This is a genomic window from Brachybacterium phenoliresistens, assembly GCF_039530785.1.
Taxonomy (GTDB): Bacteria; Actinomycetota; Actinomycetes; order Actinomycetales; family Dermabacteraceae; genus Brachybacterium; species Brachybacterium phenoliresistens.
The window spans coordinates 182,695-205,421 of the sequence record NZ_BAAAOW010000003.1; the positions used below are offsets into that span (position 1 = coordinate 182,695).

Sequence of the window (22,727 nt, forward strand, 5' to 3'; positions counted from 1 at the left end):
CCTACCTCAGAGCTTGATCTCGATGTTGACGTCCGCCGGCAGATCGAGGCGCATCAGCGAGTCCACGGCCTTGGGCGTGGGATCGACGATGTCGATCAGTCGCTTGTGCGTGCGCATCTCGAAGTGCTCACGGGAGTCCTTGTACTTGTGCGGCGACCGGATGACCACGAAGACGTTCTTCTCGGTCGGCAGCGGCACCGGGCCCACAACCGTCGCGCCGGCGCTGCTGACCGTGTCGACGATCTTGCGCGCCGAACTGTCGATCACCTCGTGGTCGTACGACTTGAGCCGAATGCGGATCTTCTGTCCCGCCATGGCGTCCTGTCTCTCTCTCGTCTGGACATTCGCGCAGCTCCCTCCCGGTACCCGAGGACGGGCGTGTCGGCCTCGCCGGGGCGATGAAGCCCATGGCGGAGCCGCCGAGGATCGGCTGCGGCTGTGCTGATCTCCCTCATGACGACGCGCATTCGACGCGGGGGCGCCGTTCGCGTCCTGGGGCTGGGCCTCATCCGGTGATCATTCGCCGCGCCGCGAGGCGTGGAGAACGGAACCGGGCATGTCGGCCCGCACAGACAACTCGTCCAGTCTGCCAGAGACCTGGGCGCATTCCAAGGTCGAGGGCTCGTGCACCGGCTCACACCGACGCGGATCACACCCCGGCCCCCGTGGTGACGCGGGGGCCGGGGCGGGGGCTCACTTGCTCGTGCTCGGCCCGACGCCGCCCTGCAGCTGACGCTGGAAGATCACGTAGACGATGAGCACGGGGATGATCGTGATGGTCACCGAGGCGAACATCCCCGACCAGTCCGTCTGGTACCCCTGCTGGGCCTGCATGTTGGCCAGTCCCTGCGCGAGGACGTACTTGTCCTTGTCGGTGTTCAGCACGACCGGGATCAGGTACTGGTTCCACAGGCCCAGGAAGTTGAAGATCGCGACCGAGACCATGCCGGGCTTCGCCATCGGCAGCATGATCTGGAAGAAGGTGCGGAAGTCCCCCGCGCCGTCGATGGCCGCGGCCTCCCCGATCTCGTCCGGGAGCTGGCGGAAGAACGCGAACAGGAAGAACACCGTGAACGGCAGCGCGAACGCCACGTAGCTGAGGATCAGCCCCGTGTACGTCCCCAGCAGGGACATCGACTGCAGGATGAAGAACAGCGGCACGATCGCGAGGAACAGCGGGAAGGTCAGCCCCGCCACCAGGGCGAAGTAGATGATGCTGCGCCCCGGGAAGGAGAACCGCGCCAGCACGTAGGCGCACATCGCGCCCAGCAGCATGACCAGCACCAGCGCGCCGCCCACGACGATCACCGTGTTCAGGAAGTACCTACCGATGCCGGCCGTCGTCCACGCCCGCGCGAAGTTCTCGACATGCCAGGTGGTCGGCAGGGCGAAGGGATCGGCGAGGATGCCCAGGGAGTCCTTGAAGGAGCTGATCACGGTCCACAGCAGGGGCAGGACGACGATCAGCGCCCAGATCACCAGGACAACGTGGCTGACGCCGGCGAAGATGCGGTCCGAGGCCGGCACGGTCGCGCCCCGGGACGGGCTCGGCCCCTCCGGCACGGCGCGGGGATCCTGCTCGCCGCGGAGGTCCGATGCGGCACGGGGACCCGTGGCCCCGTCACGGGAGACGGCGCTCATGCGTCCTCCTTCTTCCGGGTGACGACCTGGACGAGGATCGCCATCATCAGGGTGATCACCGCGAGCACGACGCCCATGGCGGAGGCCCGCCCGAAGTCGGACTTCTGGAACGCGGTCTCGTACAGGTAGCGGGCCACGACCTCGGTGCTCTTGGACGTGCCGCCGCCGGGGGTCATGACGTTGATGAACACGAACATGTCCAGCGCCATGATCCCCATGTAGGTCATCGCGGTGGAGACGTTGTCCTTGATGATCGGCAGAACCACCTGCACGGCCAGGCGCAGGCGGCCCGCGCCGTCCAGTCGCGCGGCTTCGATCACCTCGGAGGGGACCGCCTTGATCGCCGCGACGAACAGCACCATGTAGAAGCCGACCATGTTCCAGACGACGGCGAGCACCACGGCCGCCATGGCGAAGCGGGGGTCGCCCAGCCAGGCGATCTGCGACTCGATGCCCACCAGGCCCAGCAGGCCGTTGAGCAGGCCGCCGCCCGGTGCGTAGATGAAGGCGAACAGGATGCCGATGACCACCGAGGGGATCACGTACGGGAAGAAGCTGATCACCCGGTAGATGTTCGCGCCGCGGATCCCGCGGATCTCCCCGCGCGAGCTGCCGCCGATGGTCACGAGGGTCGCCAGGGCGAACCCGAGGGAGATGACCACGACCGGCAGCACGATCATCAGGACGAGGTTGTTGCGCAGCGCCAGATGGAACGTGCGGTCCTCGAGCAGGGCCCGATAGTTCCCCAGGCCGATGAACTCCTGGTGCGAGGAGACTCCGCGCCAGTCCGTGAAGGAGTAGTAGATGGCCTGCGCGAAGGGGCTCACCACGAACACCACGTAGACGAGCAGGGGGAGCCCCAGGAACAGGGCGAAGAAGAGGACCCTGCCGGGTGTCAGCCGACGGCCCGCCCCGCGGGGGCGCCGGGGCGCCCCCGCGCGGGCATCGGCCGGTGCGCCGCTGGTGGGGACGGCCGTCACGGGACGTCGAACTTCGTGACGGTGTCGTCCTCGCGGACGGCGTCGATCAGCGCCTGCTGCTTCTCGCGGAGCTGATCGGCCGTGGTCCTCCCGTCCAGGAACTCGGTCCACAGGGTCACGTTGTCCGCGCCGAGCCCGTACCACTCCGAGAAGTTGTAGTTGAACGTGTCGGCACCGGCGGCCTCGATCATCGCCAGCGTCGAGGTGAGCGCCGTGGAGGCGTCCGCCGGATCCGGGGCGGCGCCCTGGACCACGGTCGGCGAGCCGGTGAGCGCGGTGAACTGGGTGGCCTGCTCCTGGGAGAGCATGACGCGCAGGAACTCGAGCCCGCCCGCGGCGTTCTTCCCCTGGGACGGGACCATGAAGGGCTCCCCCGCCGTGCCGTGGATCGCGGCCAGGGGCAGCGCGGCCCCCTCGCCCAGGAGCGGGACGGGCGCGCCGGTGAGCGCATAGTCCTCCGGCGTGACGTCCCGCTGCTCGTTCTCGATCCACGATCCGGAGGGGTACATGACCGACTTGCCGGTGACCCAGTCCGTCTGCGCCTGCGTGTGCTTGACGCCGGCCCCGCCGGGCACGAAGAATCCGGCCTTCACCGCCTCCTCGAGAGCGGCGTAGGCCTGCACCACGGCATCCTGCGCGAAGGCGTCCGGCTCGAGGCGGTCGATGTTCTTGGCCACCTCCACACCGCCCTGCTTGACCGCCATCGACAGCGCGAGCTCCTGGTAGTACGTCGAGGCGTTCTGCCCGCCGTAGGAGAACAGGTGGCTGCCGGCCGCCTTCACGGTCTCGCCGAGCGCCATCAGCTCGTCCCAGGTGGTGGGGACGCTCCACCCGTTGTCGTCGAACTGCTTCTGGGAGTACCAGAGGGCGTAGACGGTGTACACGTAGTTCATGGCCAGGAAAGACCCCGAGTACGTCCCCGGATCCGTGGCGCCGGGCAGCAGGCTCTCCCCCACGGTGCCGCCGTCGATGCTGGGCGCCTCGAGCAGCGCGTCGAGCTCGGCCAGCTGCCCCTCGCTGATGAGGGCCTCGGTGTCCATGCTCTGCGCGCCGGAGTTGTCGAAGACATCCGGCGGGTTTCCCCCGACGAAGCGCGGCTGCAGCTCCGGCCCGATGTTGACGGTGGAGTTGACCTCGACCGTCACCCCGGGATGGAGCTCCTCCATGGCCTTGCCGGCCGCGATCGCATACTCGTCGCCGTACCCGCCGTCGAAGATGACCACGTCGACCGTGGATCCCTCGGCCACGCCGAAGGGATTGTCGTCGCTCTTCTCCCCGCCGCCGTCGGCAGGCGCGTCAGGGGCGCCGCCGCCTCCGCCGCCCGCGCAGGCGGAGAGCGCGGCGACCCCGGCCGTCGCGCTCGCGGCGGTCATGAACCGGCGTCGCGACAGCGCCAGACGGTCTGCCGGGGTGAGGAGGGCGTCATCGTGTGCGTGTTCCATGGCTCCTGCTTTCGTCGTTGAACCGGATCCTCCGGGACGGGGCGGGACTGCAAGCACCTCGTGAGCACCCCGTGGCCGCGCCGTCGGCCCAGCGTACCCCCGCCTGGTGACTGTATGTGCTCGCATCGGCCACCTTTCGGTCACAATACGACATTCCGCCGGCCTCCGGTGCGAGGACCGGGCCCTGCCCATGCACGCACTGCCCAGGAGACTGCCGGAAGACATGCGGCCTGCTGATCTACCCTGAGGCCCATGAGCAATCCCCAGACCTCCCCGCTGACCGCGCGGCTGTACGACCTCGAGTACCCCCGCTCGCTCGGCGTCTACAGCACCTACGCCGAGGTGCAGACCGTGGTGGACACCCTCGCCGATGCCGAGTTCCCCGTCCAGCACACCATGATCGTGGGCACGGACCTCAAGCTCATCGAGCGCGTGACGGGCCGGAAGACCTGGGGCCGCACGATCCGCAACGGGGTGCTGTCGGGTCTGTGGATGGGACTGTTCATGGGCCTCCTGTTCGTCCTGCTCACCGGACAGCCGCTCGTCATGCTGCTGACCACGGTGATCATGGGCATCATCTTCTTCACCGTGTGGTCGGCGGTGGGCTATGCGGCCAGCGGCGGGAAGCGGGACTTCACCTCGATGACCGCCACCATCCCGATGCAGTACGAGCTGATGGTCGAGCACACCCACGCCGGCACCGCCCGGGAGATCCTCGCCGCCCACGGCACCGCCGTCCCCGCGGCGCCGCCGCGCCGGCCCCAGACGTCCTCCCCCGGCAGCCCGCCGGTCCCGCCCTCCGCGTCCGTGCCTCCCCCGGCTCCGGGCAGCGGTCCCGGGACGGGAACGGGTCCGGGGGCGTCGCCCCATCGCCCCACCTACGGCCGTCCGGCCGCGCCGCCGGCGGCGACGCCCGCAGCCGCTCCGTCCTCGCCGCGGCCCAGCTACGGCCGCCCCGCCCAGAGCGCGCCGTCCGCCCCTGTCGCTCCGGCGCCCGCCCCGGGAGCGCCCTCCTCGGCGGCCCCCGGACCCTCGGCGCCGATGCCGCCCGCCTCCCCGACGGCGACGCCCGCGCCCCCGGCGCCCTCCGGCGGCCGCAGCTACGGCTACTCCGCCCCTGGACCGTCCGCCTCCGAGGACTCGGAGCAGCCCGCGCGCCCGGCTGCCGAGCAGAGCGAGGACCAGCACCGCTCCTGAGACGCCCTCGCGCGGGGCCGCGCGGGCCGCGGTCACGCAGGACCCGAAGACGCCGTTCCGGATCTCCCGGGACGGCGTCTTCTGCGTCTGCGCAGAGGCGACCGGTCGCCCGATCGCCCGTCCCCCGATCCCGTCCCGGCCGCCTGGTCCCGGTCGCCTCGGCGTGCGTCCGGACCGGTCCTCGCCCCGCGGCGACGGCCCCGGTGGAGCACGCACGCCACCGGGCATGGCAGAAGCCCCGGACCGTTCCCGGTCCGGGGCTTCTGTGCTCAGCATCCGCAGGGCGGACGCGTCACGGCTGCGGGGTCGCCCCCGCGGTGATCACTTGGTGATCTTGGTGACGCGGCCGGAGCCCACGGTGCGGCCACCCTCACGGATGGCGAAGCCGAGGCCCTCCTCCATGGCGATCGGCTGGATCAGCTCGACCGTCATCTCGGTGGAGTCGCCGGGCATGACCATGTCGGTGCCCTCGGGGAGGGTGATCACGCCGGTGACGTCCGTGGTGCGGAAGTAGAACTGCGGGCGGTAGTTCGAGTAGAACGGGTTGTGACGGCCGCCCTCGTCCTTGGACAGGATGTAGACCTGCGCCTCGAAGTCGGTGTGCGGGGTGATCGAACCCGGCTTCACGACGACCTGGCCGCGCTCGACGTCCTCGCGCTTGGTGCCGCGCAGGAGCAGACCGCAGTTCTCGCCGGCCCACGCCTCGTCCATCTGCTTGTGGAACATCTCGATACCGGTGACCGTGGTCTTCTGCGGCTCGCGGATGCCGACGATCTCGACCTCGGAGTTGATGGCGAGCTTGCCGCGCTCCACCTTGCCGGTGACGACGGTGCCACGACCGGTGATCGTGAAGACGTCCTCGACGGGCATGAGGAAGGGCTTGTCCATGTCACGGACCGGGTCCGGGACGGACTCGTCGACGGCGGCCATCAGGTCCTGGACGGACTTGACCCACTGCTCGTCGCCCTCGAGGGCCTTCAGAGCGGAGACGCGGACGACGGGGGCGTCCTCGTCGAACTCCTGCGAGCCCAGCAGCTCACGGACCTCCATCTCGACGAGCTCGAGGATCTCCTCGTCGTCGACCATGTCGGACTTGTTCAGCGCGACCAGCAGGTAGGGGACGCCCACCTGGCGGGCGAGCAGAACGTGCTCGCGGGTCTGGGCCATCGGGCCGTCGGTGGCGGCGACCACGAGGATCGCGCCGTCCATCTGCGCCGCGCCGGTGATCATGTTCTTGATGTAGTCGGCGTGACCCGGAGCGTCGACGTGAGCGTAGTGACGCTTCTCCGTCTGGTACTCGATGTGCGAGATGTTGATCGTGATGCCGCGCTGCTTCTCCTCGGGCGCGTTATCGATCTGATCGAAGTCCCGCTTCTCGTTGAGGTCCGGGTACTGGTCGTACAGGACCTTGGAGATCGCAGCGGTCAGCGTGGTCTTGCCGTGGTCGACGTGACCGATGGTGCCGATGTTGACGTGCGGCTTGTTCCGCTCGAACTTGGCCTTCGCCATGGTGGTGTCCTCCTAGGACTTCTAATCTGGGTACTTCGTGTGGATCGGGATCGGAGACCGCCCGCCGCAGCGAGGGCTCCGCGCGATGCCGGGGAAGCGGGCCGGATGAATCCTACCGGCTTCCCCGGCTTCTCACTCGCCCCGGGTCTTCGCGATGATCTCGTCCGAAATGGTCTTCGGGACCTCCGCGTAGCTGTCGAACTGCATCGTGTACATCGCGCGACCCTGGGTCTTGGACCGCAGGTCGCCGACGTACCCGAACATCTCCGACAGCGGGACGAGAGCACGGACGATCTTGACCCCGCTCGCGTCCTCCATCGACTGGACCTGCCCGCGACGCGAGTTCAGGTCGCCGATGACATCTCCCATGTACTCCTCCGGAGTACGGACCTCGACGCTCATGACGGGCTCGAGCAGCACCGGCGACGCCTTGCGCAGCGCCTCCTTGGTGGCCATCGAGCCGGCGATCTTGAACGCCATCTCCGACGAGTCCACGTCGTGGTAGGCGCCGTCGATGAGGTCGGCCTTCACGTTCACGACCGGGTAGCCGGCCAGCACGCCCGAGGCGAGGGCATCCTTGACGCCGGCGTCGACGCTCGGGATGTACTCGCGCGGGATGCGGCCGCCCGTGACGGAGTTGGCGAACTCGTAGAACACGCCCTCCTCCGCGTCCTCGAGAGGACCGAAGGTGATCTGGACCTTGGCGAACTGGCCGGAGCCGCCGGTCTGCTTCTTGTGCGTGTAGTCGAACTTCTCGACGGTCCGCTTGATGGTCTCGCGGTACGCGACCTGCGGCTTGCCGATGTTCGCCTCGACCTTGAACTCGCGGCGCATGCGATCGACCAGGATGTCCAGGTGCAGCTCGCCCATGCCCTTGATGACCGTCTGCCCGGTCTCCTCGTCGAGCTCGACCTGGAAGGTCGGGTCCTCCTTGGCGAGCTTCTGGATCGCGACCGAGAGCTTCTCCTGGTCGCCCTTGGTCTTGGGCTCGATGGCCACCGAGATCACGGGCTCCGGGAAGCTCATGGACTCCAGCTGGATCGGGTTCTGCAGATCGCAGAGCGTGTCACCGGTGTTGGTGTCCTTGAGGCCGATGAAGGCGTAGATGTGGCCCGCGAAGGCCTCCTCCACCGGGTTCTCCTGGTTGGCGTGCATCTGGAACAGCTTCCCGATGCGCTCCTTCTTGCCCGAGGTGGCGTTGAGCACCGCGTCGCCGGAGGCGACGTGGCCGGAGTAGACGCGCACGTAGGTCAGCGCACCGAAGAACGGGTGCGAGGCGACCTTGAAGGCCAGCGCGGAGAAGGGCTCCTCCGTGGAGGGCTTGCGGGTCAGCTCCTTCTCCTCGTCCTTGACGTCGTGGCCGATCATCGGTGGCACGTCCAGGGGCGAGGGGAGGTAGTCGATGACCGCGTCGAGCATGGGCTGGACGCCCTTGTTCTTGAACGCGGAGCCCGCGAAGACCGGGTAGGCCTCGGAGTTGATCGTCAGGTGGCGGATGCCGGCCTTGAGCTGCTCCTCGGTGAGGTCGCCCTCCTCGAGGTAGGCCTCCATGAGCTCCTCGGTGGACTCGGCGACGTCCTCGACCAGCTTGGCGCGGTACTCGTCGACGGTGTCCTGGAGATCGGCGGGGACGGGGATCTCGACCTGGTACTGGCCGAGCGTCGCGTCGCCCTTCTTCTTGCCGAAGGGGGCGGCGGACTCGTCGTCCGGGAAGACCTCGGGCCACTCGAAGGCGGCCTGCTTGACGAGGTCGACGACGCCGCGGAACTCGTTCTCCGCGCCGATCGGGACCTGCATGACCAGCGGCTTGGCGCCGAGGCGCTCGATGATGGTGCGCACGGTGAAGAAGAAGTCCGCACCGAGCTTGTCCATCTTGTTCACGAAGCAGATGCGCGGCACGACGTACTTGTCGGCCTGGCGCCACACGGTCTCCGACTGGGGCTCCACGCCCTCCTTGCCGTCGAACACGGCGACCGCTCCGTCGAGCACGCGCAGCGAGCGCTCCACCTCGACCGTGAAGTCCACGTGGCCGGGCGTGTCGATGATGTTGATCTGGCTGTCGTTCCAGTAGCAGGTCGTCGCGGCGGACGTGATGGTGATGCCGCGCTCCTTCTCCTGCTCCATCCAGTCCATCGTGCCGGCGCCGTCGTGGGTCTCGCCGATCTTGTAGTTCACGCCGGTGTAGTACAGGATGCGCTCGGTGGTGGTGGTCTTGCCGGCATCGATGTGGGCCATGATGCCGATGTTGCGGACCTTCTTGAGGTCCTTGAGCACTGCGAGTGCCACGGGCTTGTGCCTTTCTGGAGGGCTGCTGGTCAGCTGTGCCGGATGAGGTGAGGTGGGGCCCGCCCGGAGGCGGACCCCACCGGAGCTCACCAGCGGTAGTGGGCGAAGGCCTTGTTGGACTCGGCCATCTTGTGCGTGTCCTCGCGACGCTTGACCGCGGCACCGAGGCCGTTGGACGCGTCGAGGATCTCGTTCATCAGCCGCTCGGTCATCGTGTGCTCACGACGAGCGCGCGAGTAGCCGACCAGCCAGCGCAGAGCCAGGGTGGTGGAGCGGCCGGGCTTCACGTCGACCGGGACCTGGTAGGTCGCGCCGCCGACTCGGCGGGAGCGGACCTCGAGGCTCGGACGGATGTTGTCCAGGGCCTTCTTCAGGGTGACGACGGGATCCTGGCCGTTCTTCTCGCGGCAGCCCTCGAGGGCGCCGTAGACGATCGACTCGGCGACGGTCTTCTTGCCGTCGAGGAGGATCTTGTTGATGAGCTGGGTGACCAGCGGCGAGCCGTAGACGGGGTCGACGACGAGCTGGCGCTTGGGAGCTGCTCCCTTACGAGGCATTACTTCTTCTCCTTCTTGGCGCCGTAGCGGGAGCGCGCCTGCTGGCGGCCCTTCACGCCCTGCGTGTCGAGGGACCCGCGGACGATCTTGTAGCGGACACCCGGGAGGTCCTTCACTCGGCCGCCGCGCACGAGCACGATGGAGTGCTCCTGCAGGTTGTGGCCGACGCCGGGGATGTAGGCGGTGACCTCGATGCCGGTCGACAGGCGCACGCGGGCGATCTTGCGCAGCGCCGAGTTCGGCTTCTTCGGGGTCGTGGTGTACACGCGCGTGCACACGCCGCGACGCTGGGGCGAGCCCTTCAGCGCCGGCGTCTTCGAGGCGGAAGTCTTGGGGTTCCGCCCCTTGCGCACCAGCTGTTGGATAGTAGGCACTTCGTCTCTTCCTCTTCAGCCCCCGGAACTGTTCGCACCGGAGGATCGACTTCTTGCGGCCGCTCGCGCGGCCCGCGACCCCATGCATCCGATCCCACGTCAGGGAACGACAGCGATGCGCAGACCCGCCCGACCGGCGGTGCCGGTCGCGCGTCCGAGAACCGTGAGCGCGGCCCGTCCGGCCGGGGCGTGACGCCGCCTCGGTCGGGTCCGTGGGCCAAGGGCTCCCCGGATTCGGGCACACTGCGAGGATCCGCTCCTCGCGGGGGATTCCTCCGGCTGCTGCTCACGGTCCGGCCGGCCGATGGGCCGTCCTCCCCGCGAGCGCGGGCCGGGACTCATCCCGGTTCACGACCAGAGGGCGCTCCGGACGCTCTGACCAGTCTAGTGACGCACTGTGACTCGGTCAAAGCTCCGGAGGGCATCCGTCGCACATCACACCCTGTGGTAGTCGCGCGCGGGCGAGGGCCGCGCGGGCCGGTTCCTGCGCCCCGCGCGGGAGCAGCGCGGCACGCCGGAGCCCCGCACCTGCGGATCTGCAGGTGCGGGGCTCCGGGCGTGCGGGGGACGGGACGGTCAGGAGATCTTCTGGTACTGGACCGTGATGTGGCCCTGGCCGAGGTCGGCGATCTGGCTGAACGCGCCGGAGGACAGGTCCAGGCAGCGGCCGCCGATGTACGGGCCGCGGTCGTTGATCCGGACCACGACGCTCTTGCCGTTGGAGGGGTTGGTGACCCGGAGCTTCGTGCCCAGCGGGAGGGTCTTGTGGGCCGCGGTCATCGCGTTGCGGTCGAAGGTCTCGCCGCTCGCGGTCGGGCCGCCGTGGGTGCCGTCGCCGTCTCCGTAGTGGGAGGCGCCGCAGGTGCTCACGTTGCCCGACGGGGTGCCGGACTCCTCGGACTGCGAGGACGACTTCCGCGAGGAGGAGCTCGAGGACGACCCGGAGCTCGAGGAGGAGTCGTCGGAGGAGGAGTCGTCGTCCGAGGAGGAGTCGGAGGACGAGCTCGAGCTGCTCTCCTGGGTCTCCTCGGGCTCGGGGGCCTCCTCCTTGGTGCCCTTGAGGACGACCTCGGTGGTGGGCTCGACGGTGACCTTCTCGGAGACGGTCTCGGTGGCGGTGACCTCGCCGTCCTCCTTCGTCTCCTTGATGACCTTCTCGCGGGTGCCGTTCTTGCCCTCGGTCTTGACCTTCGTGGTGCCGGCGGGGAGCGTGTCGTCCTCGACGGTCTTGGTCTCGAAGGGGATCTCCTCGGTGACCGTGCGCTCGCCCTCGCGCAGACGCTGCACGTGGACGACCATGCCGTCCTCGACGGCGCTCTCGCGGGGCACGTCGGTGACGTCGGTGGGCTCGATGTCGGTGAGGACCTGGTCCATAGCATCGCCGACGGTCAGGGCGTTGACGCCGAAGGTGACCTCGCCGTACTGGCCGACGAAGGTGATGTTCTTGCGGGTGATGACCTCGACGGTGTTCGCGTCGTCGGAGAGCTCGGTGTCGGGGGCGGGGGTGACCTTCGCGCCCTCGGCCCGGAACTCCATCCCGGACAGCGCGTCGGAGACGGTGGTCCCCGTGGTCAGCACCTCGGTCGGCTTCCCGTCGATGGTGACGGTGACGGGGCGGCGGGCCTCGATCGTGATCTCGGTGCCGTCGCTCACGGTGCTGTCCAGCGAGGGGGTCACCAGGTCGGTGTCCTTCACGGTGATGCCCTGCGCCTCGAGGACCTCGGCCACGGTCGGGCTGAAGGTGCGCACGGTGCTCTGCTCGCCGTAGGCGTCGACCGCGACCTCGTTGGACATCGCGAACGCGGTGCCTCCGCCGCCTGCGGCGAGGACGCAGACCGTCGCTGCGGAAATGATCCAGGGGGCCTTCTTCGCCATCGTTCACCTTTTCGTATCAGGCGCCGTGGCGCCGCACTCTCACTGCGGACCGTTGCGGCCTCGCGTCGTCTCGAAATGTCGGCCGCCCGGCCGGAGGGGGTCCGAGGATCCTGGCCGGGGCCGGGCGGGAGCACGTGCGCTGCGGACGCACCGCGCGGAGGAAGGGACGCGCTCGATCGAACCGCTGTCCATCGTGCCCGGGCGCGCGCGGGGGCGAAAGGGCGGGGACCAGGCTTTGAGGTTCCCGCTGGCGATCCTTTACCAGTCCGTGACGGTCCTGGTCGCCCAGGTCACGCGGTGAGGGGGCGAGGGGCGCAGAGCGGTGGTGTGGACCTCACCGGTCGGCGGGCGCGGCGGCTCCAGGCCGTTACGAGCGCTCCCGCTCCCGGGCGCGGGCTCGTGGCCTGCGCGCTCCGGGAGCGGGATCGGCGCTCCCCGCATACGCCGGGGAACCTGGTCCTCCCGGCGCCCAACCCCTGGGCACCTGCCATGCTTCCGTGCCGGACCCGCCCGGCGCCTCGCACGATCGGAGGAGATCAGGACTCATTCCGGTAACGGCCGCGGGGTGCGCGCTCCCCGCCGGGGCCCCGGCGCTGCGGCGAGCGGGCTCAGCTCGGCGAGTACAGCCGGTACTGCACGGCCCGCACCACCAGCTGGGCCAGGCTCTGCGCGCCCAGCTTGTCGCGCAGGCTGCGGGCGTGGGTCTTGACGGTGGTCTCGGCGACGTGCTGCCGAGCGGCGATGGTCTGGTAGTCCATCCCCTCGCAGATCAGCTGCAGGGTGGCGTGCTCGCGCTCGGTGAGCGCCGGGAACCGTGCCGGGCTGTCGGGCTGGAGGTCGCCGCTGATGGCGATGTCCGCGGCGAGGTTCTTCAGCAGCGAGGGCGACTCCCCCGCCGCGGCGAGCCGCACGGCGGCCACGAGCGCCTCGGGCGGCGCCGTCTTGGTCACGACCGCCATCGCCCCGGCCTCCAGGGCGCGGGCGATGCCGGGCCCCGGCGAGATGGTCGTGAGGATCAGCACCGTGGCGCGCGGGTCCTCCTGGAGGATCTTCGCCGTGGCGTCGATGCCGCTCATCCCCGGGGCCATGTTCACGTCCATGAGCACGATCTGCGGCCGCAGGGCGCGGAACGCGTCGACCGCGTCCTCGCCGCTGTGCTCGACGCCGAGGACCTGCAGGGACGGATCGGCCTCGAGCACGGCCGCGATCGCGCGCGTCGTCCACCGGTCGTCGTCGACCACGAGCACGGTGATGGGCGGATCGGACGGCGGGGGTGCCTGCGCGCTCACACGCACTCCCGCCGGTAGCGCTCGGGGTCGGTGTACTTCCAGAGCGCGCACCGCCAGTCGCCGAGCGTCTCCTCGGACACGATCCCGGAGATGATCCCGGGGACGGCCCGCCGCTCCCCCGCCTCCCGGTCGGCCGGGGCCCCGCGGGAGGGCGCGTCGGGGCGCGCGGTCCCCGCCGCCCGCATCAGCAGGACCAGCAGCAGCGTGATCATGGTCGGTCTCCCCCTGTCGTCAGGACGATTCCACGGCATGCGCCAGGGGCGGTGCCTCATCCGCGCGGAGGAGATCCTCCGCGGAGATCCCCGGCGGGACCGCGGGGACCGGGGCGCCATCGGCGGGCAGGGGGATGCGCACGAGGACCTCGGCGCTGTCCCCATCCGGGCGGCGCACCTCGCAGCTGCCGCCCAGGAGCTCCGCGCGCCGCGTCAGCGTGCGCGGGGTGAAGCCCGACGGCGAGGCGACGGCGTTGTGCGAGGCCAGCTGCAGGGCGCTCCCGCCCTCCCCCGGGATCACCTCGACCGTGATCACGCAGGGAGCATCGGTGCGGGCATGCTTGAAGACGTTCGTGGCGAGCTCGGTGAGCAGCTTCTGCGCCGCATCCACCACCGGCGCCGGGACCGCGGGCGGCAGCGCACCGAACCGGACGTCCAGGGCGAACCCTCCGGCCACGGCGCCGGCCGTGATCGCCCCGGTGACGGACTTCAGCGCCTCCGAGAGGTCGGTGCTGCGGTCCTGCTCGTCGTCCCCGCGCAGCCGGGACAGCAGCTGGCGCAGCTGGCGCTGGGAGCGGTCGTTGACCATGCCGAGCTCGGAGAGGGTGCGCACATCGGGGCCGCGCCCGGCGGCCGCCTCCTGCCCGAGGACCCGGATGATCGCGGCCTGGGTCGCCAGGCCGTGGGAGACCGTGTCGTGGGTGTCGATGGCGACCTGGATGCGCAGGCGCGACAGCTCGTGCTCGTGGCGGCGCACCGCATCCTCGCGCCGGGCGATCTCCGCCTGGATGCGGGCCTCCCCCAGCCCGGCGCCGAGGCCCAGCACGGAGACGAGCACGGCGACCAGCAGGGTGACCTGCGCATCGCTGGCGGATCCGGAGCTCGCTCCGACCATCCTCCCGACCAGGACCTCCAGGGCGAGGCCCGCCACAGCCACGGCCCAGAGCCGATACCGGCGGTACGTGAGCAGCACCCCGGCGGCGACCAGGACGTCCAGGTTGAACGGGTTGACCAGATCGGGGTCGACCCCCATGAACGCGAAGGTCCCCAGGATGCCCGCGACCAGCGTGAGCCGCGGGAGGAACGCGGAGACGATCACCAGCAGCCCGGCGATCACGCTCAGGGCCACGTAGCCGGGACCGCCGGCGGGATCGAAGCCGGTGGGGAGGATCGTCATCGTCCCGAAGAACACCGTCACGAAGCGCAGCGGCGGGTCGATGAACCGCGGGCCGATGAGGAAGGCGAGCAGGCGCCGCCACCACGGCGCGGAGTCCTGCGGGCGGAGGGAGGGGATCACCGCAGCCATTGTGCCAAGTCGCGGGGCCGGCGCCCAGCTCCCCGTTTCCGGAGGGGCCCGGGAGCGCCGCAGGGGCGGCCCCACCCGGAGGTGGGACCGCCCCTGCGGACGGGGGCCGGACGGGCCGGGGTCTCCCCCGCGCCCGCCCGGTCCGGATCAGCGGAAGTCGCTGCGGAACGGATCGGCGTAGTCGATGTCGTCCAGCGAGACCGAGCCGCCGCCGAAGCCGGAGAAGTCCAGCTCGTCGTAGCCGGGCACCTGGTACATCTGGGCCTTCGCCTCGTCGGTCGGCTCCACCGCGATGCGGCGGAAGCGGGACAGGCCCGTGCCGGCCGGGATCAGCTTGCCGATGATCACGTTCTCCTTGAGGCCCATCAGCGAATCGCTCTTGCGGTTCAGGGCGGCCTCGGTGAGCACGCGGGTCGTCTCCTGGAAGGAGGCGGCCGAGAGCCAGGAGTCCGTGGCCAGGGAGGCCTTGGTGATGCCCATGAGCTCGGGACGGCCGGAGGCCGGCTGCCCGCCCTCGGAGAGGATCTTGCGGTTCTGGCGCTCGAAGTGGACGCGCTCGGAGAAGTCGCCCGGCAGCAGATCGGTGTCCCCGGACTCGATGACCGTCACGCGACGGAGCATCTGGCGCACGATGACCTCGATGTGCTTGGCGTGGATGTCCACGCCCTGCGAGGTGTAGACCTTCTGGACCTCGTCCACGAGGTGCTTCTGCACCGCGCGGGGGCCGAGGATCCGCAGCACCTGCTTCGGGTCCACCGAGCCCTGCGAGAGCTGCTGGCCGACCTCGACGTGATCGCCGTCGAAGACCAGCATGGACACGCGCTTGGAGACCGTGTAGGTCACCGGGTCCGAGCCGTCGTCCGGGGTGATGGTGACCCGACGCTGCTTGTCGTTCTCCTCCACCTCGACGCGACCGGCGGTCTCGGTGATCGGCGCGAAGCCGGCCGGGGTGCGGGCCTCGAACAGCTCCTGCACACGCGGCAGACCGTGCGTGATGTCGCCGTCGGCGCTGGCCACACCACCGGTGTGGAAGGTACGCATGGTCAGCTGGGTGCCGGGCTCGCCGATGGACTGCGCGGCGATGATGCCGACGGCCTCGCCGATGTCCACCAGCTGGCCGGTCGCGAGCGAGCGGCCGTAGCAGGCGGCGCAGGTGCCCACGGCCGAGTCGCAGGTCAGCACGGAGCGGATCTTCACCTCGGTGGTGCCCGCAGCGACCAGCTTCTCGATGAGCACGTCGCCGACATCGGCGCCCGCCGGGGCGAGCTCGTTGCCGTCGGCGTCCAGCACCGCGGTCGCCAGGGTGCGGCCGTAGACCGTGGTCTCCGCGTGGTCGTGCACGCGCAGCGCCCCGGCCTCCTCGACCGCGATCGGCAGGACCAGGCCCTTGGAGGTGCCGCAGTCGGCCTCGCGGACGATGACGTCCTGCGAGACGTCGACCAGACGACGGGTCAGGTAGCCGGACTGGGCGGTCTTCAGCGCCGTGTCCGCCAGGCCCTTGCGGGAGCCGTGCGAGGCGATGAAGTACTCCAGCACCGACAGGCCCTCGCGGTAGTTCGAGAGGATCGGACGCGGGATGATCTCACCCTTCGGGTTCGTCACCAGCCCGCGCATGCCCGCGATCTGACGGATCTGCATCCAGTTGCCTCGGGCGCCCGAGTGCACCATGCGGAAGATCGCGTTGGTGGACTCGAAGTTCTCCCGCATCGCGTTGTCGACCTCGTTGGTCGCTTCGGTCCAGATGTCGATCAGCTCGGAGTTGCGCTCGACCTCGGACACGAGGCCCAGGTCGCGGTTCTCCTGCACCTGCGCGGCCTTCGCCTCGTACTTGGCGAGGATCTCCGGCTTCGACGGCGGGGCGACGACGTCGGAGAACGCGAAGGACACGCCCGAGCGGGTGGACCACGAGAAGCCGTAGGACTTCAGGGCGTCCAGCGACGCGGCCACCTGGCCCTTGTCGTAGCGCTCGGCCAGCTGGTTCACGATCGAGCCCAGGCGCTTCTTGGCGACCTGGCCCTCGACGTAGGGGAAGTCCACCGGCAGCGTCTCGTTGAAGAAGACGGTGCCCAGCGTGGTCGACAGGGTGATCGGGTCACCCTCCTCCCAGCCCTCGGGGGCCTCCCAGTCCGCCGGCGGCACGATCTCCGGGAACCGGATCGACACCGGGGCGTTGAGGTCCAGCTGCCCCATGTCGAAGGCCATGATGGCCTCCGCCACGGAGGAGAAGGAGCGCCCGGCGCCCAGGCCGTCCTCGTGGACCGTCGTCAGGTGGTAGAGGCCGATGATCATGTCCTGCGCGGGCATGGTCACGGGCCGGCCGTCCGACGGCTTGAGGATGTTGTTGCTGGAGAGCATGAGGATGCGGGCCTCGGCCTGCGCCTCGGCGCTCAGCGGCAGGTGCACGGCCATCTGGTCGCCGTCGAAGTCCGCGTTGAAGGCGGCGCACACCAGCGGGTGCAAGTGGATCGCCTTGCCCTCGACCAGCTGCGGCTCGAAGGCCTGGATGCCCAGGCGGTGCAGCGTCGGCGCACGGTTCAGCAGGACCGGGTGCTCGGTGATGACCTCCTCGAGCACGTCCCAGACCTCGGGACGGGCGCGCTCGACCATGCGCTTGGCGGCCTTCACGTTCTGCGCGTGGGAGAGATCCACCAGGCGCTTCATCACGAAGGGCTTGAACAGCTCCAGCGCCATGCCCTTGGGCAGGCCGCACTGGTGCAGCTTCAGCTGCGGGCCGTTCACGATGACCGATCGGCCCGAGTAGTCCACGCGCTTGCCCAGCAGGTTCTGGCGGAAGCGCCCCTGCTTGCCCTTGAGCATGTCGGAGATCGACTTCAGCGGGCGGTTGCCCGGGCCCGTGACGGGACGGCCGCGGCGGCCGTTGTCGAACAGGTTGTCCACCGACTCCTGCAGCATGCGCTTCTCGTTGTTCACGATGATCTCGGGGGCCCCGAGATCCAGCAGGCGCTTGAGGCGGTTGTTGCGGTTGATCACGCGACGGTACAGGTCGTTGAGGTCGGAGGTCGCGAAGCGGCCGCCGTCCAGCTGCACCATCGGACGCAGGTCCGGCGGGATGACCGGCACGCAGTCCAGCACCATGCCCTCGGGCGAGTTGGTGGTGGAGCGGAACGCGGAGACGACCTTGAGGCGCTTGAGCGCGCGGGCCTTCTTCTGTCCCTTGCCGTTGGCGATGATGTCGCGGAGGATCACGGCCTCGGCGTCCAGGTCGAAGTCCTGGAGCCGCTTCTGGATGGCCTCGGCGCCCATGCCGCCCTCGAAGTACGTGCCGTAGCGCAGCTTCATGGCGCGGTAGAGCTGCTCGTCGCCCTCGAGGTCGGCGACCTTGAGGTTCTTGAAGCGGTCCCACACGGCCTGCACGCGGGCGATCTCCGCGTCGTACTTCTTGCGGATCTGGGCCTGCTCGCGGGCCGCGGAGTCGCGGACCTTGCGCAGGGCATCGGCCTTCGCGCCCTCGGCCTCGAGCTTGGAGAGGTCCTGCTCGGCGGAGACGGCGCGATCGTTGATCGCGGCCTCGCGCTCGTTCTCGAGCTCCTTGATCTCCAGGTCGTGACGGGCCTGGAGGTCCGGGAGGTCCTCGTGGCGGGCGTCGACGTCCACGTCGGTGATCATGTACGCGGCGAAGTAGATGACCTTCTCGAGGTCCTTCGGCGCGAGGTCCAGCAGGTAGCCCAGGCGGCTGGGCACGCCCTTGAAGTACCAGATGTGGGTGACGGGGGCGGCCAGCTCCACGTGGCCCATGCGCTCACGGCGGACGGCCGACTTGGTGACCTCCACGCCGCAGCGCTCGCAGACGATGCCCTTGAAGCGCACGCGCTTGTACTTGCCGCAGTAGCACTCCCAGTCCCGGGTGGGACCGAAGATCTTCTCGCAGAACAGGCCGTCCATCTCGGGCTTGAGCGTGCGGTAGTTGATGGTCTCCGGCTTCTTGACCTCGCCGAACGACCAGGTGCGAATGTCATCGGCGGTGGCCAGGCCGATGCGGAGCTCGTCGAAGGTGTTGACGTCGAGCACAGGTGTCCTTCTCTCGAATCGAAAATCGTGGGGTCTGAGGGATCAGGGTCGAGGGAGGGTCCCCGGGGCGGCCGCAGCCGCCCCGGGGACGATCGCTCAGACCTCTTCGATGGAGCCGACGCCCTCGTGAGGACGGCGGGACAGGTCGATGCCGAGCTCCTCCGCCGCGCGGAAGACCTCCTCGTCGCTCTCGCGCACGTCCATGCTGGTGCCGTCCGAGGAGAGCACCTCGACGTTCAGGCACAGCGACTGCATCTCCTTGAGGAGAACGCGGAACGACTCGGGGATCCCGGGCTCCGGGATGTTCTCTCCCTTGACGATGGCCTCGTAGACCTTCACGCGGCCGGAGACGTCGTCCGACTTGATGGTGAGCAGCTCCTGCAGGGCGTAGGCGGCGCCGTAGGCCTCCAGGGCCCACACCTCCATCTCGCCGAAGCGCTGGCCGCCGAACTGGGCCTTACCGCCCAGCGGCTGCTGCGTGATCATCGAGTACGGACCCGTCGACCGGGCGTGCAGCTTGTCGTCGACCAGGTGGTGGAGCTTCAGGATGTACATGTAGCCCACCGAGATCGGCGCCGGGAACGGCTCGCCGGAGCGGCCGTCGAACAGCTGCGCCTTGCCGTTCTCGCGGACCATGCGCACCCCGTCACGGTTGGGGGTGTGGTTCGCGATGAGGGCGTCGAGCTCGTCGGCGCTGAGGCCGTCGAACACCGGGACGGCCACGGGCGTGTTCGGCTCGCCGTGCAGGGCGGCCTCGGGCAGCTCGCGGGCGGCGTCGGAGGCGGGGTCGATGTCCCAGCCGTTCTTGGCCACGTACCCCAGGTGCGTCTCCATCACCTGGCCGATGTTCATACGGCCGGGCACGCCCATCGGGTTGAGGATGATGTCCACGGGGGTGCCGTCCTCGAGGAACGGCATGTCCTCCACGGGCAGGATCTTCGCGATGACGCCCTTGTTGCCGTGGCGGCCGGCGAGCTTGTCGCCGTCGGTGATCTTGCGCTTCTGGGCCACGTAGACGCGGACCATCTCGTTCACGCCGGTGGGGAGGATGTCGGACTCGTCCTCCTCGGTGAACACCTGCACGCCGATCACGGTGCCGGACTCGCCGTGGGGCACGCGCAGCGAGGTGTCGCGCACCTCGCGGGCCTTCTCGCCGAAGATGGCGCGCAGCAGGCGCTCCTCGGGGGTCAGCTCGGTCTCGCCCTTCGGGGTGACCTTGCCGACCAGCACGTCGCCGGGCTCGACCTCGGCGCCGATGCGGATGATGCCGCGCTCGTCGAGGTCGGCGAGGACGTCGTCGCCCACGTTGGGGATGTCGCGGGTGATCTCCTCCTTGCCGAGCTTCGTGTCGCGGGCGTCGACCTCGTGCTCCTCGATGTGGATCGAGGTGAGGACGTCGTCCTGGACCATCCGCGAGGACAGGATGATGCCGTCCTCGTAGTTGTGGCCCTCCCACGACATGAACGCGACCAGCAGGTTCTTGCCGAGCGCGAGCTCGCCCTCCTCCGTGGAGGGGCCGTCGGCCAGGATCGAGCCGGCCTCGACGCGGTCGCCCTCGGAGAACAGGACGCGCTGGTTGTAGCAGTTGCCGGCGTTGGAGCGCTGGAACTTGCCGATCGGGTACGTCTGACGGGTGCCGTCATCGGCCATCACGGAGATGAGGTCCGCGGACAGCGTCTCGATGACGCCGGCCTTCTGCGCGACGACCACGTCGCCGGCGTCGACGGCCGCACGACGCTCCATGCCGGTGCCGACCAGCGGCATCTCGGTCTTCAGCAGCGGCACGGCCTGGCGCTGCATGTTCGAGCCCATCAGCGCACGGTTGGCGTCGTCGTGCTCGAGGAACGGGATCATCGCGGTCGCGACGGAGACCATCTGGCGGGCCGAGACGTCCATGTAGGAGACGTCCGACGGCGGGACCAGCTCGGGCTCGCCGCCGGGCATGCGCGAGAGCACGGCCTCGTCGAGGAAGGTGCCGTTCTCGTCGATCTTCGCGTTCGCCTGGGCGATCACGTGACGGTCCTCGTCGTCCGCGGTGAGGAAGACGATCTCGTCGGTGACGACGCCGTTCACGACCTTCCGGTACGGCGTCTCGACGAAGCCGAACGGGTTGATGCGCGCGAACGTCGCCAGCGAGCCGATGAGGCCGATGTTGGGACCCTCAGGGGTCTCGATCGGGCACATGCGACCGTAGTGCGAGGGGTGGACGTCACGGACCTCCATGCCCGCGCGGTCGCGGGAGAGGCCGCCCGGGCCCAGCGCCGAGAGGCGACGCTTGTGCGTCAGGCCCGACAGCGGGTTGTTCTGGTCCATGAACTGCGAGAGCTGGGAGGTTCCGAAGAACTCCTTGATCGCCGCGGTCACGGGGCGGATGTTGATCAGGGTCAGCGGCGTGATCGCCTCGACGTCCTGGGTCGTCATGCGCTCGCGGACCACGCGCTCCATGCGCGACAGGCCGGTGCGGACCTGGTTCTGGATCAGCTCGCCGACCGCGCGGATGCGACGGTTGCCGAAGTGGTCGATGTCATCGGTCTCGACCCGCAGCTCCTTGCCGCCCTCGGTCGTGTAGCCCTCGACGCCCGCGTGCAGCGACACGAGGTACTTGATGGTCTGGACGACGTCCTCGAGGGACAGCGTGGACTGCGACAGCGGCGACTCGATCCCGAGCTTCTTGCCGATCTTGTAGCGGCCGACCTTCGCGAGGTCGTAGCGCTTGTCGTTGAAGTAGAGGTTGTTCAGCATGGCCTCGCCCGCATCGCGCGACGGGGGCTCGCCCGGGCGCTGCTTGCGGTAGATGTCCATGAGGGCCTCGTCCTGCGAGGTGATGCGGTCCTTCTCCAGGGTGGAGCGGATCGACTCGAACTCGCCGAACTCCTCGAGGATGTCCGAGGGGGACATGCCCAGGGCCTGCAGCAGCGTGGTGACGGACTGCTTGCGCTTGCGGTCGATGCGCACGCCGACCTGGTCGCGCTTGTCGACCTCGAACTCGAGCCACGCACCGCGGGAGGGGATGACCTTCGCGGAGAAGACGTGCTTGTCCGAGGTCTTGTCGATCGACTCCTCGAAGTACACGCCCGGGGAGCGGACGAGCTGGGAGACGACGACGCGCTCGGTGCCGTTGATGATGAAGGTGCCCTTGTCGGTCATGAGCGGGAAGTCGCCCATGAAGACCGTCTGGGTCTTGATCTCGCCGGTCTCGTTGTTCATGAACTCCGCGATGACGTACAGCGGAGCCGAGTAGGTGAGGTCCTTCTCCTTGCACTCCTCGACCGTGTGCTTCGGCTCGTCGAAGGTGTGATCGCGGAAGGAGAGCGCCATGTTGCCGGCGAAGTCCTCGATCGGGGAGATCTCCTCGAAGATGTCGGCGAGACCCGAGGTCTGGGGGACGTCCTCGCGACCGACGGCAGCGGCCTCCGCGGCACGCTCCTGCCAGCGCTCGTTGCCCAGCAGCCAGTCGAAGGACGTGGTCTGCAGGCTCAGGAGGTCCGGGACGTCGAGAGGGTCGCCCAGCTTCGCGAAGGTGACGCGCGGCGAGGCCGTGCGCAGGGCAATATCGGTGGTGATATCGGTGCTCGAGGCAGCCAAGGGGTGGTCCTTCCACAGGCCGATGACAGTGGTGGGGGCGCACGGATCCGGAGGACGGACACAGCGCAAGGACCGAGCATACAAGAATACACGGATGGACACAAGGGGCGCGCGAACGCCCGGGTCCATCCGCGTCGACCGCCATATGCCTGGCGCGGAAGGCGGAGCCTCCTGTCTGACTGTCTCGTCACTCCCGGCGGGACCGCGCCCGCAGTGCGGGGGTCCGGCTCGGGTGATGCGTTCGACAGGAACAGCTCACGTTCAGGATACAGGATGCGCGCCCGGAGCGCCGGAGTCAAGCAGGCGCGCCTCCGCGGGCGTCGGCCGGCCGGCCTTCGAGCACGTCAGGACGGGACCCGCCGCAGCACGTGACCTCCGCACGGAGCGGGAGCACGGAGCAGGGAGCGACCGCACGGAGCAGGGCGCGGCAGCACGGCGCGGAACG

At 69.3% G+C, this 22,727-nt stretch carries 15 protein-coding genes; 1 reads left to right on the forward strand and 14 read right to left on the reverse strand.

The window, feature by feature from the left end; all coding sequences use genetic code 11:
* Positions 1 to 6: 6 nt before the first annotated feature.
* The 4 genes from rpsJ to ngcE all read right to left on the reverse strand — a co-directional run bounded on the left by rpsJ (position 7) and on the right by ngcE (position 4,063).
* Positions 7 to 315 (reverse strand): 30S ribosomal protein S10, encoded by a 309-nt coding sequence (rpsJ, locus tag ABD234_RS08485; protein ID WP_038371325.1) that lies wholly within the window; start codon positions 313 to 315, stop codon positions 7 to 9.
* Between the two features lie 378 nt (positions 316 to 693).
* Positions 694 to 1,641 (reverse strand): carbohydrate ABC transporter permease, encoded by a 948-nt coding sequence (locus tag ABD234_RS08490; protein WP_344355240.1) that lies wholly within the window; start codon positions 1,639 to 1,641, stop codon positions 694 to 696.
* On the reverse strand, positions 1,638 to 2,621 hold the full coding sequence (locus ABD234_RS08495; protein WP_038371323.1) for a carbohydrate ABC transporter permease: 984 nt from the start codon (positions 2,619 to 2,621) through the stop codon (positions 1,638 to 1,640). The genes ABD234_RS08490 and ABD234_RS08495 overlap by 4 nt, the downstream gene beginning before the upstream one ends.
* On the reverse strand, positions 2,618 to 4,063 hold the full coding sequence (gene ngcE, locus ABD234_RS08500; RefSeq protein WP_344355243.1) for an N-acetylglucosamine/diacetylchitobiose ABC transporter substrate-binding protein: 1,446 nt from the start codon (positions 4,061 to 4,063) through the stop codon (positions 2,618 to 2,620). The genes ABD234_RS08495 and ngcE overlap by 4 nt, the downstream gene beginning before the upstream one ends.
* A gap of 252 nt (positions 4,064 to 4,315) precedes the next feature.
* Here ngcE and ABD234_RS08505 point away from each other — a divergent pair, with 252 nt between their 5' ends.
* Positions 4,316 to 5,260 (forward strand): general stress protein, encoded by a 945-nt coding sequence (locus ABD234_RS08505; protein ID WP_198025366.1) that lies wholly within the window; start codon positions 4,316 to 4,318, stop codon positions 5,258 to 5,260.
* Positions 5,261 to 5,581: 321 nt separating this feature from the next.
* Here ABD234_RS08505 and tuf read toward each other — a convergent pair whose 3' ends face one another.
* From tuf to rpoB, 10 genes are all read right to left on the reverse strand, one after another.
* Positions 5,582 to 6,769 carry an elongation factor Tu gene (tuf, locus tag ABD234_RS08510; protein ID WP_038371322.1) on the reverse strand — a complete coding sequence of 396 codons (1,188 nt, stop codon included), beginning with the start codon at positions 6,767 to 6,769 and terminating at the stop codon, positions 5,582 to 5,584.
* A gap of 132 nt (positions 6,770 to 6,901) precedes the next feature.
* Positions 6,902 to 9,055, reverse strand: a complete 2,154-nt coding sequence (fusA, locus tag ABD234_RS08515) for an elongation factor G (protein ID WP_038371321.1) — start codon at positions 9,053 to 9,055, stop codon at positions 6,902 to 6,904.
* Between the two features lie 86 nt (positions 9,056 to 9,141).
* On the reverse strand, positions 9,142 to 9,612 hold the full coding sequence (gene rpsG, locus ABD234_RS08520) for a 30S ribosomal protein S7 (RefSeq protein WP_038371320.1): 471 nt from the start codon (positions 9,610 to 9,612) through the stop codon (positions 9,142 to 9,144).
* Entirely contained in the window at positions 9,612 to 9,986 is a 375-nt protein-coding gene (rpsL, locus tag ABD234_RS08525; RefSeq protein ID WP_038371319.1) for a 30S ribosomal protein S12, read from the reverse strand. Before rpsL ends, rpsG begins: the two co-directional genes overlap by 1 nt.
* 576 nt (positions 9,987 to 10,562) lie before the next feature.
* Entirely contained in the window at positions 10,563 to 11,861 is a 1,299-nt protein-coding gene (locus tag ABD234_RS08530; protein ID WP_051486609.1) for a septal ring lytic transglycosylase RlpA family protein, read from the reverse strand.
* A 608-nt stretch (positions 11,862 to 12,469) separates the two neighbouring features.
* On the reverse strand, positions 12,470 to 13,150 hold the full coding sequence (locus tag ABD234_RS08535; RefSeq protein WP_232226216.1) for a response regulator transcription factor: 681 nt from the start codon (positions 13,148 to 13,150) through the stop codon (positions 12,470 to 12,472).
* The gene (locus ABD234_RS08540; protein WP_038371316.1) at positions 13,147 to 13,362 is read right to left on the reverse strand and encodes a hypothetical protein; all 216 of its coding nucleotides are present in this window, start codon (positions 13,360 to 13,362) and stop codon (positions 13,147 to 13,149) included. The genes ABD234_RS08535 and ABD234_RS08540 overlap by 4 nt, the downstream gene beginning before the upstream one ends.
* Positions 13,363 to 13,381: 19 nt before the next feature.
* Positions 13,382 to 14,659, reverse strand: a complete 1,278-nt coding sequence (locus ABD234_RS08545) for a sensor histidine kinase (RefSeq protein WP_156954060.1) — start codon at positions 14,657 to 14,659, stop codon at positions 13,382 to 13,384.
* Positions 14,660 to 14,815: 156 nt separating this feature from the next.
* On the reverse strand, positions 14,816 to 18,697 hold the full coding sequence (locus tag ABD234_RS08550; RefSeq protein WP_038371313.1) for a DNA-directed RNA polymerase subunit beta': 3,882 nt from the start codon (positions 18,695 to 18,697) through the stop codon (positions 14,816 to 14,818).
* 96 nt (positions 18,698 to 18,793) lie between these two features.
* Complete coding sequence (gene rpoB, locus ABD234_RS08555; protein WP_038371312.1) at positions 18,794 to 22,282, reverse strand: DNA-directed RNA polymerase subunit beta; 3,489 nt, start codon at positions 22,280 to 22,282, stop codon at positions 18,794 to 18,796.
* Between the last annotated feature and the right edge of the window lie 445 nt (positions 22,283 to 22,727).

What these genes read in the sequence shown, in the direction of transcription:
- ABD234_RS08505 (WP_198025366.1), top strand. Translation starts at nt 4,316, where the DNA reads ATGAGCAATCCCCAGACCTCCCCGCTGACCGCGCGGCTGTACGACCTC.
- rpsJ (WP_038371325.1), bottom strand. Translation starts at nt 315, where the DNA reads ATGGCGGGACAGAAGATCCGCATTCGGCTCAAGTCGTACGACCACGAG.
- ABD234_RS08490 (WP_344355240.1), bottom strand. Translation starts at nt 1,641, where the DNA reads ATGAGCGCCGTCTCCCGTGACGGGGCCACGGGTCCCCGTGCCGCATCG.
- tuf (WP_038371322.1), bottom strand. Translation starts at nt 6,769, where the DNA reads ATGGCGAAGGCCAAGTTCGAGCGGAACAAGCCGCACGTCAACATCGGC.
- ABD234_RS08540 (WP_038371316.1), bottom strand. Translation starts at nt 13,362, where the DNA reads ATGATCACGCTGCTGCTGGTCCTGCTGATGCGGGCGGCGGGGACCGCG.
- ABD234_RS08530 (WP_051486609.1), bottom strand. Translation starts at nt 11,861, where the DNA reads ATGGCGAAGAAGGCCCCCTGGATCATTTCCGCAGCGACGGTCTGCGTC.
- ngcE (WP_344355243.1), bottom strand. Translation starts at nt 4,063, where the DNA reads ATGGAACACGCACACGATGACGCCCTCCTCACCCCGGCAGACCGTCTG.
- rpsG (WP_038371320.1), bottom strand. Translation starts at nt 9,612, where the DNA reads ATGCCTCGTAAGGGAGCAGCTCCCAAGCGCCAGCTCGTCGTCGACCCC.